We start from the raw sequence: 11,124 nt of genomic DNA, 5'->3' as shown, positions 1-11,124 counted from the left end.
CCGTGGACCGGCTCGAACATGGAGGGATTCTCACGTGACGGGTCGATGTTGCCGGACGCCGCCAGACCGATGCCGCCGGTGACCGCACCGGCGAGGTCAGTGAGGATGTCACCGAAGAGGTTGTCGGTGACGATGACGTCGAAACGCCCCGGGTCGGTGGTCATGTAGATGGTGGCCGCGTCGATGTGGCAGTAGTCCACCGTGACCCCGGGGAAGTCCGCGCCGATGGTGTCGACGGCGCGAGACCACAGACCACCGGCGTTGACCAGCACGTTGGTCTTGTGGACCAGGGTCAGCTTCTTCCGGCGGGACTGCGCGCGCTCAAAGGCGTCCCGCACGACGCGGGACACGCCGTACCAGGTGTTCTGGCTCAGCTCACTGGCGACCTCGTTCTCGGTGCCTTCGCGCAGGGTACCACCGTTGCCGCAGTAGAGGCCCTCGGTACCCTCGCGGACGACGACGAAGTCGATCTCTCCGGGGTTCACCAGCGGGGAGGACGAGCCCGGGTAGAGCTTCGCCGGACGCAGGTTCACCGCGTGGTCCAGCCTGAAGCGCAGCGGCAGCAGCAGCCCCCGCTCGAGGATGCCGGCCGGCACGGAGCGGGGGTCGCCGATGGCGCCGAGGAGGATCGCGTCATGCTCTCTGAGGGACGCCAGGTCTGCGTCGGTGAGTAGTTCGCCGTTGCGGAGGTAGCGGCGGGCGCCCAGGTCGTAGTCGGTGGTGTCGATGGTCTCGTCGCCGGTCACGGCATCGAGGACCTTGAGCGCCTCGGCAGTGACCTCGGTTCCGATTCCGTCTCCGGCAATGACGGCGAGTTTCATTCCGTGGGCTCCTTAGCGTCCAAATGTCTCACATCGTTGGAAATTTCCGCCAGAATACCACGTTCTGTGGACCACCCGACCTGTCACCCCGGGGTCACAGCCTTCACCCCCGACCACCCACCGGACCTTTCCATATCACTCCGGCACGGACTATTCTGACTCTGCCCTTGAGCTTTGGTGAGCCTCACCGATTCCGTAGCGTCAGGGCGCCGACGCACTACACGCCGGACACGGAAAAGCACTACATCAGAAAGCCGGGGTCAGTGTTCTACACCAACGCCCTCATCGGACTCCGCGAGGGACTGGAGGCCACCATGGTGGTCATCATTCTCGCCGCGTACCTCAAGAAGACCGGGCAGCGACGGTCCTACCCCTGGTTATGGGGTGGGATCATCGCGGCGCTCGCAGTCACGGTGGGCGTCTTCCTCATCATCCACTTCGGCACCAAGACCCTGACCACCACCGGCCAGGAGCTCATCGGCGGTATCGCCTCGATCGTCACCGTCGTCCTGGTCGTGTGGATGCTGATCTGGATGAAGGGCGCGAGCCGGAACATGACCGCCGAGCTCGAGGGGAAGATGGAGAAGGCCGTGGCCGTCGGCCCCGTCGCCGTCGCCACCGTCGCCTTCATCGCCGTGGCCCGCGAGGGAATCGAGACCGCACTGCTCGTCTTCGACTCGTTCAGCAGGTCCCTCGGCGTCCCGTTCGCCGGTCTGGTCACCGGAGTGGCCGTCTCCATCGCGATCGGCGTCGCCATGTACTTCGGCGCTGTCAACATCAACCTGAAGATGTTCTTCCAGATCACCGGGCTGCTGCTCATCCTCGTCGCCGCCGGGATCCTACGCTACGGCATCACCGACCTGCAGGAGGCGAACGTGCTGCCGGGACTGTCCGACTACGCCTTCGACATCTCCGGCGTCATCGAACCCGGCACCTGGTACGCCACGCTGCTGGAAGGCATGTTCAACGTCGTGCCCACGCCGACGGTTCTCGCGTTCACCGGCTGGGCACTGTTCCTCGTCCTCGCCCTACCCGCCTTCTTCTGGCCGGTCAGGAAGAAGTCCACCACCTCCACCCATTCCACCGAAGGAACCCACTGAATGAAGATCTCCCGCATCTCCCGCACCGCACTCGCTGTACCGGCTGTCCTCGCTCTCCCGCTGAGCATGGTCGCCTGCGCCGACAAGGACGATGACGCCACAACCTACACCGTCGCCGCCACCGACGACTCCTGTGACGTGAGCTCCTACGACGCCAGGACCGGCAACAACAACTTCGAGGTCACCAACACCGGCAAGAAGATCACTGAGTTCTACGTCTACACCGACGGCGGACGCGTGGTCGGTGAGGTCGAGAACATCGGCCCGGGTGCGACCCGCAAGCTCCTGGTCTCCATCCCCGAGGCCGGCACCTACCGGACCACCTGTAAGCCGGGCATGGTCGGCGAGGGCATCAGCCACGACCTCACCGTCACCGGCGACGCGGTCGACCTCGCCGAGGGCGACGACAAGCTCACCGCGGCCGTCGAGGGTTACCTGCGCTACGTCCGGTCCCAGACCACCGCCCTGCAGGAGTCCGTCGGCACCTTCACCGACGCGATCCAGGCCGGCGACGTGAACACCGCAAAGTCACTGTTCGCCCCGACCCGCACCTACTACGAGCGCATCGAGCCGATCGCCGAGTCCTTCCCCGATGACCTCGACCCGCGCATCGACCTGCGCGAGGCGGACCTCGAGGACGGCCAGAAATGGACCGGCTTCCACAAGATCGAGAAGGCCCTCTGGGTCGACGGCAAGATCACCGACGAGACCAGGAAGGACGCCGACCAGCTGGTCGCGGACGTCCGGGAACTCGTCGACGGGGTCAATGCCGGGGACTTCACAGTCGCCCCCGACCTCATCGCCAACGGTGCCCACGGTCTGCTCGACGAAATCTCCACCTCCAAGATCACCGGCGAAGAGGACACCTTCTCCCACACCGACCTCTGGGACTTCCAGGCCAACCTCGACGGCTCGAAGGCCGCCGTCGCCGCCCTGGAGGAGAGCATCGACGAGAAGGACCCGAACCTCCTCGCCGACATCAACGCCAAGTTCGACAGCGTCCAACAGCTGCTCGACACCTACCGCGAGGGTGACGGCTTCATCTCCTACGACAAGGTCAGCGAGAATGACCGCAAGAAGCTGTCCACCGCCCTCGACCAGCTCAACGAGCAGGTCTCCAAGGTCACGGGCGTCGTCACCGGGGCGGAGGCGAACTAACATGACCCGCGGGTCCGTCTCCCGACGTGGCTTCCTCACCGGCCTCGGTCTCACCGGTCTCGGTGCTGCCGCAGCAGGTACCGTCGGAGCAGGTGCACTGGCCGCCTGCTCCTCCGGTGACGGCGACACCCAGATCGTCCCGTTCCGGGGGGAACACCAGGCCGGCGTCACCACCGCACAGCAGGAGCACCTGCACATTGTGGCGTTCAGCGTCCTCACCGGTGACCGCGGGGAGCTGAGGGAGATGCTGTCCACCTGGACCGCCATGGCGGAACGGATGACGCAGGGGAAACAGACCACCGACGGTGGTGCACTCACCGACGTCGACGCGGACGCCAACGAGGACCCGGACAACACCCTGAACCTCGTCCCGGACGACACCGGCGAGGCGTTGGACCTGTCCTCCGGAAACCTCACGGTCACCGTAGGATTCGGCCCGTCCCTGTTCGACAAACGGTTCGGCCTCGCTGACCGGAGGCCCAAGGAGCTCGAGTCGTTGCCGAAGTTTCCCGGCGATCAGCTGCAGGACGCCCTGTGCGACGGCGACATCGTCATCCAGGCCTGCGCCGACGACCCCCAGGTCGCGGTCCACGCGGTCCGGAACCTCACCCGCGCGGGAACCGGCGTGGTCGAGGTGAAGTGGTCGCAGCTCGGGTACGGTGCGGCGTCGAAGACCACGAAGGAGGAGGACACCCCGCGCAACCTCTTCGGGTTCAAGGACGGCACCCGCAACATCACCGCCGACGAGACCGACGACGTCGCGAAGATGGTGTGGGTCTCCGACGACCGGGCCGACAGTGCGGGGCCGGACAACTGGATGGCCGGTGGATCGTACATGTGCGTCCGCCGGATCAGGATGCTGCTGGAGGTCTGGGACCGCCAGATCCTCGACGACCAACAGCACACCTTCGCCCGGTACAAGGGGTCGGGTGCCCCGATCGGCACGAAACACGAGAATGACGACGTCCCCTTCGACCTGTACCTCGGCACCGGGGGGCCGGCGATTCCCACGGACTCCCACGTCTTTCTGGCCCACCCCGACCAGAATGACGGGCAACGGATGCTGCGGCGGGCATACAATTTCATTGAAGGGACGGACTCGATGGGGCATCTGTCTGCCGGCCTGTTCTTCATCGCCTACGTCGCCGCACCCTCGGAGAACTTCACGCCGATCCAGATGAAGTTGGCGCACAGCGACAAGATGAACGAGTACGTGCGCTACGAGTCGAAGGCGATCTTCGCCTGCCCGCCGGGACTCGCGGACGGGCAGGACTGGGGCACCGCCCTGTTCGGGGACGTCTAGACCGCGTCCGGGCTAGACCGCGTGGGGTCCGTGCGCCTCCACCGCGTTGCGGCTGAGGAGCATGACCACCACGGCGAGGAACGCGGCGGCCGCGGCGACGTAGTACGGGGTGGACAGGTCGACGTGTTCGGCGATCTTCGTGGCGGTGTAGGGGGCGATGACACCACCCATCCACCGCACGAAGTTGTAGGCCGCCGAGGCCACCGGCTGCGGGTGGTCTGAGACGCTCATCGCCATTTCGGTGTAGACCGTGTTGTTGATGCCCATCAGTGCACCGGAGATGACCACCAGGACGACGACCACTGCCCTGTTGTCGTGTGCCAGCCCCAGCAGGACGTACATGACGAGCAGTGAGACCAGCATGATCATCGAGGTGTTCGCCGCGCCCACCCGGTTCTGGACCAGGGGGGCGACGATGACGGAGCACACCGCCAGGGCGCAGCCCCAGCCGAAGAAGACCAGCCCGATGCCGTACTCCCCGGATTCCTTGATCACCGGGAGAAACGGGGTGTAGGCCAGCACGGTGAAGAAACCGAAGTTGTAGAACAGGGCGGAGAAGGAGACCCCGAACAGGCCACCGTGACGCAGGGCCCTCAGGGAGTCGAGGAAGCCGGTCTTCACGGCGGGCGTCGGCGTCTTCGGCAGCTTGAGCAGCAGGACGACAAGGGCGATGAGCATGAGCACGGCGGTGCCGAAGAACGGTCCGCGCCAGTTCATGTGCCCCAGTACCGCGCCGACCAGCGGACCGCAGGCCATGCCGAGTCCGAGTGCCGCCTCGTAGAGGATGATCGCCACGGCACGTCCACCGGTGGCCACGGCGACGATGACCGCCAGTGCGGTGGCCACGAACAGGGCGTTGCCCAGACCCCAGCCGGCGCGGAATCCGACGAGTTGGCCGACACTGCCCGATGTACCGGCGAGGGCGGCGAAGATGACGATGAGGGCGAGGCCCGACAGCAGTGTCCTCTTGCCGCCGATCCGGCTGGAGACGGCGCTGGTGATGAGCATCATCACGGCGGTGACGGCGAAGTAGCTGGTGAACAGCAGAGACACCTCGGAGGGGCCGGCGTCGAGGTTCTCGGCGATGGCCGGGAGGATCGGGTCGTCCAGTCCGATGCCCATGAAGGCGAACACGCACGCCAGCGCGGTGGCCCACACGGCGATCGGCTGACGCAGTATCGACTGCTTCTCTGATTCGAACGTCGCGGCATCCATGCTCACCGTGGGTAGTCCTGTCACCTCATGTCCGCCCACGCGGTCATCGCCTCCTGTGCCTGTCGGTTGTCGTCTGATCCCGGATGACGTCCCCGGCCAGTCGGGCCAGTGGGCCGAGTCCGTCCCGGATGCACTGCACATCGTCGTCGGAGAGCCTCTCCAGGTGCACCCCGAGGACGTTGTTGCGTTCCCGGTTCACCCGGTCGAGGGCGTCGCGTCCCCGTTCCGTGATCGTCACGAGGGTCACCCGCGCGTCCTCGACGGAGCCGGCGCGTTCCACGAGACCTGCGGACTCCAGCCGGGAGACCAGCTGGCTCATGCCCGGTTGGGTGACGCCGCCGAGCTTGGCGAGGTCGCCGACCCTGGCGGGGGCCGAGGAGAGCGTGTTGAGGACGCTGACCTGTGGGGTCGAGAGATCTCCCGGATACACGAGGACGCGGGTCATCTGGACGGCGAGACGGATGGCGTCCCGCATGTCCTGGGCGAGCGTGAGGCTCGCCGCAGAGGGCTCTTCGACGATGTGTGCCACGATGCAGAATCCTATTATATAAGTTGGTTATTGACAAGAGGGTGCGTCCGCCACAGACGACCGGACCCGGGCGGCCACCGCGGTGACGCGGTGACCGCCCGGGTCCGGGGCCGGGGGACTGACGATGGAGGGACGGAAGCCAGGGTGCGGAAGCTAGGGTGCGGAAGCTAGGCCAGGTCCAGCTGCACGGCGCGGGAGGCGGACAGAGCTTCACCGATCCGGGCCACGAGATCCGCCGGGATCTCCTTCTCGACACGCAGGACGAGGGTGGCGGACCCTTCGGTGAGATCCTGGGACAGGGCGGCAGCGTTGATGTTGATGCCCTCGCGGCCCAGGAAGGTGCCGACGGTACCGAGCGCGCCCGGCTGGTCGGTGTAGGTGAGGAAGAGGTTCAGACCCTCGGCGCGCAGGTCGAGGCCGCGGTCGTTGATCCGGACGATCTTCTCGATGTGCTCCAGGCCGGTCAGCGCACCGATCACGGAGACCGAGGTGCCGTCGCCGGCGACGGCCTTGACCTCGAGGACCGAGCGGTGGGTGACGGACTCGTCGGCGGTGGTGACGGTGAGGCCCACGCCCCGCTCCTCCGCGATCTGCGGAGTATTGACGAAGGTGACCTGCTCGTCGACGACGCCGGCGAAAACGCCACGCAGGGCGGCCAGGCCCAAAGCGTCCACAGACTCGGTGGACAGCTCACCACGGGCCTCGACGGACACGGTGGAGACCGGGGCGTCCAGCAGCGCGGAGGCGACCTTGCCGAGCTTGGTGGCGAGGTTCAGCCACAGTGCGACCTCCTCGGAGACGCGGCCACCGGTGACGTTCACGGCGTCCGGCACGAAGTCACCGGCGAGCGCCTTGAGAACGGAGGCTGCGACGTCGGTGCCGGCGCGGTCCTGGGCCTCGACGGTGGAGGCTCCCAGGTGCGGGGTCACGACGACCTCGTCCAGGCCGAACAGCGGGGAGTCGGTGCAGGGCTCCTTGGAATAGACGTCGAAACCGGCACCGCGGATCCGACCGGACGTGATGGCGTCGGCCAGGGCCTGCTCGTCGACGAGGCCGCCACGGGCCGCGTTGATGATGATCTGGCCCTTCTTGGACTTCGACAGGAGCTCGGCGTTGAACATGCCCGCCGTCTCCTTCGTCTTCGGCAGGTGGATGGTGACGAAGTCGGCGCGGGCGACGAGCTCGTCGAGTTCCACGAGCTCGACGCCGAGCTGGGCGGCGCGGGCCGGGTTGGCGTAGGGGTCGTAGGCGATGATCTCGGTCTCGAAGGCGGCGAGACGCTGGGCGAAAAGCTGGCCGATGTGGCCGAAGCCGACGATGCCCACGGTCTTGCCGAAGATCTCGACACCCTTGAAGGACGAGCGCTTCCACTCTGCGTCACGCAGGGTCTTGTCGGCGGCCGGAATCTGACGGGCCGCGGAGAGCAGGAGCGCGATGGCGTGCTCACAGGCGGAGTGGATGTTGGAGGTCGGGGCGTTGACGACCATGACACCCCTGGCGGTGGCGGTCTCGATGTCGACGTTGTCGAGGCCGACGCCGGCGCGGCCGATGATCTGCAGCTTCGGAGCCGCAGCGAGCACTTCGGCATCCACGGTGGTGGCGGAGCGGACGAGCAGGGCGTCCGCGTCCCTGACGGCATCGAGAAGTTCCGGGCGGTTCGGACCGTCGACCCAGCGCACCTCGACCGAGTCTCCGAGTGCGTCAACGGTGGACTGGGCGAGCTTGTCGGCGATGAGGACGACGGGACGGGAATTCTGGCTCACAGGATCTCCTGAAAAGTGTGATGTTCCTGAACCACCCGGCACGACCGCGTCGGATGGCAGGGCCCACGCCTTGACGACCTTCCGGCGGTGGGGCCGGTGACGGTGGCGTACGACTACGGACAGTTTAGTACGTCAAGAGACGTCAGTGGGATGCAGGCCACGCAAACTGACCATCCAGTGGGAACCGACGGGTCGGATGTCTGCCGGACGACCCGTCACGGTCACCCGCACACAGCGTCCTCGTGCCCCTCATGCCCGCATTCCTCCACCTGGACGGTCGCATGGTCGACACCGAAGTCGCGGAACACCTGCTGCACCCGGTCCAGGACCGCGCACCGCCCCTCGCCCGGCTCCGCCCCGTCGGTGACGACATGGACCGACGCCACGGCGGATTCCCCGTCCACGCTCCACACGTGCAGGTCGTGGATCTTCTCGACGCCGTCCACACACACCAGGGTCCCCCGCAGACCCGTCGCGTCCACCGCGTCGGGGACCCGCTCCATGAGCACCGCACCCGCGGTGCGCAGCAGAGTCCAGGACCGCGGCAGGATGAGCAGGGCGATGATCAGGGAGGCTGCCGGATCGACCCAGCTCCACCCGGTGAAGCCGATGACGACCGCGGCGACGATGACCGCCACCGAACCCAACAGATCCGCGAGGACATGCAGGTAAGCCCCACGCATGTTGAGCGACTCCTCCCGCCCGCCGTTGAGGATGACCGCGGAGACGAGGTTCGCCACCAGGCCGATGACCGCGATGACGAGCATCATGCCCGTTTCGACCTCCACCCCCTCCCCCATGCGGCGGAACGCCGAGACTGCGATCCACGCGGCGATGACGCAGACCGCGCCGGCGTTGACGGCGGCGGCGAGCACCTCGGCGCGACGGAAGCCGTAGGTGGACCGCCGGGTCGCGGGCCTGGATCCGATCACCATCGCCAGGGCCGCGACGATCAGCCCACCGGCGTCGGAGAGCATGTGACCGGCATCCGCCAGCAGGGCCAGGGAACCGGACGCCAGCCCACCGACGACCTCGGCGGTGAAGATGACCGACGTCATGGCTATGACCACCCAGAGTCGCTTCCCCCGGACCCGGGAGTGGTCGTGGGAGTGGGTGTGGTCGTGGGAGTGGGTGTGGTCGTGACCCATGAGGGCCCCTCTCATTTTCATTAACGCGTCACCACCCAGCATAGGAACTCGGTCACCGCAGGTCAACAACTATTTTAGGCAAGGGTAATCATTTTCATCAGCGCGGAGAAGATCCGCTCCGGACGGAGATCCCGGGACCGGGGACAGCGGAACCCCCCGGGGCACTGCAACTGCAGTGCCCCGGGGGGGGTTCTCCGCGCACTCGCGGACCGGACCAGACGGACCAGACTAGGCGGTCTCGTTGAGCGGGTTCTTCACCCAGCTCATCATGTCGCGCAGCTTGGCACCGGTGGCCTCGATCGGATGCGCGGCGATGGTGGCGCGGATGCCCTCGAGCTCCTTGTTTCCGCCCTCCACATTGGCGATGAGACGCTTGACGAAGGTGCCGTCCTGGATATCGGTGAGGACGTCCTTCATACGCGCCTTGGCGCCGGCGTCGACGATGCGCGGGCCGGAGAGGTAGCCGCCGAACTCCGCGGTGTCGGACACCGAGTAGTTCATGTTGCCGATACCGCCTTCGTAGATGAGGTCGACGATGAGCTTCATCTCGTGGAGGACCTCGAAGTAGGCCATCTCCGGGGCGTAACCGGCCTCCGTGAGGACCTCGAAGCCGCTCATGATCAGGTACTCCAGACCACCGCAGAGCACCGCCTGCTCACCGAAGAGGTCGGTCTCGGTCTCTTCCTTGAAGGTCGTGGCGATGACACCGGCACGGGCGCCACCGATGGCGGCGGCGTAGGACAGGGCCAGGTCATGCCCCTCACCCTTCGGGTCCTGGTCCACGGCGATGAGGCACGGGACGCCGTGACCGTCGACGTACTGGCGACGGACGAGGTGCCCCGGCCCCTTCGGGGCCGCCATGGCGACGGTGATGCCCTCGGCCGGCTTGATGAGGTCGAAGTGGATGTTCAGACCGTGGCCGAAGAAGATGGCGTTGCCGTCCTCCAGGTTCGGGGCGATGTCGTCGGCGTAGATCTTGGCCTGGGAGGTGTCCGGAGCCAGGATCATGACGACGTCGGCCCACTTGGCGGCCTCGGCGTTGGTGAGGACCTTGAAGCCGGCCTCCTCCGCCTTGGCGCGGGACTTCGAGCCCTCACGCAGACCGATGACGACCTCGACACCGGAGTCACGCAGGTTCTGGGAGTGTGCGTGGCCCTGGGAACCGTAGCCGATGACAGCGACCTTGCGGCCCTGGATGATCGACAGGTCAGCGTCGTCGTCGTAGTAGACGTCAATTGCCATGGGGAAACAGCCTTTCGTGGGATGTAACGAACTCTGCACTGGATCGTAGCAGAATGTGTACCAGAGTGTGAGACGGAACATCTCACACGATGACTACAGGGAAGGTCAGAGCTTCGCCGGATACATGGCCTTGGGGCCCCTGCTCACGGCGGTGAGACTGGATTCGACGAGCTCGCGGATACCGTAGGGCTCGAGCACCTCCAGCATCGCCTGGAGCTTGGTCGGGGTACCGGTGGCCTCGATCACCAGGGACTCCGGCCCCACGTCCACGACGTGGGCGCGGAAGAGCTTGGCCGCCTCGACGACCTGGGTGCGGTTGGAGTTGTCTGCACTGACCTTGACCAGCATGAGGCTGCGGCAGACGATCGACTCCGGATCGTGGCGGGACACCTTGATCACCGGGATGAGCTTGTTGAGCTGCTTGGTGATCTGCTCGATGACGTGGTCCTCCCCCTCCACCTGGATGGTGAAGCGGTTGACGCCCTCGACCTCGGTGCGCCCCGAGGCGATGGAGATGATGCTGAAGGCCCGCCGGGTGAACATGCCCGTGATGCGGGACGCGATACCGTCGACGTCCTCACACAGCACGCTGAGGGTGTGGATCTGCGACATTAGTTCTGCTCCCCTTCCTGAATGGTGGCCTGGATGGCCTCCGGGGTCTCGGCCGCGGAGTTCTCCTCGTCGAACAGTGGACGGAGATCCCGGGCGTACTGGACCTCGTCGTTGGAGGAACCGGCTGCGATCATCGGCCAGACCTGGGCGTCCTCACCGACGATGAAGTCGATGACGACCGGACGGTCGTTGATCTCACGGGCCCGCCGGATGACGTCGGCGACGTCGTCTTT

At 66.3% G+C, this 11,124-nt stretch carries 10 protein-coding genes and 1 pseudogene; 3 read left to right on the top strand and 8 right to left on the bottom strand.

Annotation, left to right across the window (positions count from 1 at the left end; all coding sequences use genetic code 11):
* On the bottom strand, positions 1-821 hold an 821-nt coding region (locus QZV72_RS11865; protein ID WP_297008733.1), incomplete at its 3' end, for a 3-isopropylmalate dehydrogenase.
* A 263-nt stretch (positions 822-1,084) separates the two neighbouring features.
* Between QZV72_RS11865 and efeU the strand changes: the two genes are divergently transcribed.
* The 3 genes from efeU to efeB are packed head-to-tail and all read left to right on the top strand — an operon-like array spanning position 1,085 to position 4,382.
* The gene (gene efeU / locus QZV72_RS11860; RefSeq protein ID WP_297008730.1) at positions 1,085-1,921 is read left to right on the top strand and encodes an iron uptake transporter permease EfeU; all 837 of its coding nucleotides are present in this window, start codon (positions 1,085-1,087) and stop codon (positions 1,919-1,921) included.
* A complete protein-coding gene (gene efeO / locus QZV72_RS11855; RefSeq protein WP_297008728.1) occupies positions 1,922-3,079 on the top strand; it encodes an iron uptake system protein EfeO in 1,158 nt (385 codons plus the stop codon). It begins immediately after the preceding gene.
* A 1-nt stretch (position 3,080) separates the two neighbouring features.
* Positions 3,081-4,382, top strand: a complete 1,302-nt coding sequence (gene efeB, locus QZV72_RS11850) for an iron uptake transporter deferrochelatase/peroxidase subunit (RefSeq protein WP_297008726.1) — start codon at positions 3,081-3,083, stop codon at positions 4,380-4,382.
* 12 nt (positions 4,383-4,394) lie between these two features.
* Here efeB and QZV72_RS11845 read toward each other — a convergent pair whose 3' ends face one another.
* The 7 genes and pseudogenes from QZV72_RS11845 to QZV72_RS11815 all read right to left on the bottom strand — a co-directional run.
* Positions 4,395-5,597, bottom strand: coding sequence for an MFS transporter (locus tag QZV72_RS11845; RefSeq protein ID WP_297008724.1), 1,203 nt, complete (start codon positions 5,595-5,597; stop codon positions 4,395-4,397).
* Positions 5,598-5,640: 43 nt separating this feature from the next.
* The gene (locus tag QZV72_RS11840; protein ID WP_297008722.1) at positions 5,641-6,126 is read right to left on the bottom strand and encodes a MarR family winged helix-turn-helix transcriptional regulator; all 486 of its coding nucleotides are present in this window, start codon (positions 6,124-6,126) and stop codon (positions 5,641-5,643) included.
* A gap of 167 nt (positions 6,127-6,293) precedes the next feature.
* The gene (gene serA, locus QZV72_RS11835; protein WP_297008720.1) at positions 6,294-7,889 is read right to left on the bottom strand and encodes a phosphoglycerate dehydrogenase; all 1,596 of its coding nucleotides are present in this window, start codon (positions 7,887-7,889) and stop codon (positions 6,294-6,296) included.
* 221 nt (positions 7,890-8,110) lie between these two features.
* Positions 8,111-9,037, bottom strand: a complete 927-nt coding sequence (locus QZV72_RS11830; protein WP_297008718.1) for a cation diffusion facilitator family transporter — start codon at positions 9,035-9,037, stop codon at positions 8,111-8,113.
* 228 nt (positions 9,038-9,265) lie between these two features.
* A complete protein-coding gene (ilvC, locus tag QZV72_RS11825; RefSeq protein WP_297008717.1) occupies positions 9,266-10,279 on the bottom strand; it encodes a ketol-acid reductoisomerase in 1,014 nt (337 codons plus the stop codon).
* 105 nt (positions 10,280-10,384) lie between these two features.
* The gene (gene ilvN, locus QZV72_RS11820; RefSeq protein WP_297008715.1) at positions 10,385-10,891 is read right to left on the bottom strand and encodes an acetolactate synthase small subunit; all 507 of its coding nucleotides are present in this window, start codon (positions 10,889-10,891) and stop codon (positions 10,385-10,387) included.
* Positions 10,891-11,124 (bottom strand): annotated as a pseudogene (locus tag QZV72_RS11815) (acetolactate synthase large subunit); the annotation flags it as partial. The pseudogene QZV72_RS11815 and the gene ilvN, both read right to left, overlap by 1 nt.

The sequence above is a fragment of the uncultured Corynebacterium sp. genome (assembly GCF_902782855.1).
In the GTDB taxonomy this organism is placed as follows: domain Bacteria; phylum Actinomycetota; class Actinomycetes; order Mycobacteriales; family Mycobacteriaceae; genus Corynebacterium.
Note: the sequence above shows the minus strand (reverse complement) of the source record. Positions and strands in the feature narration are given on the sequence as shown.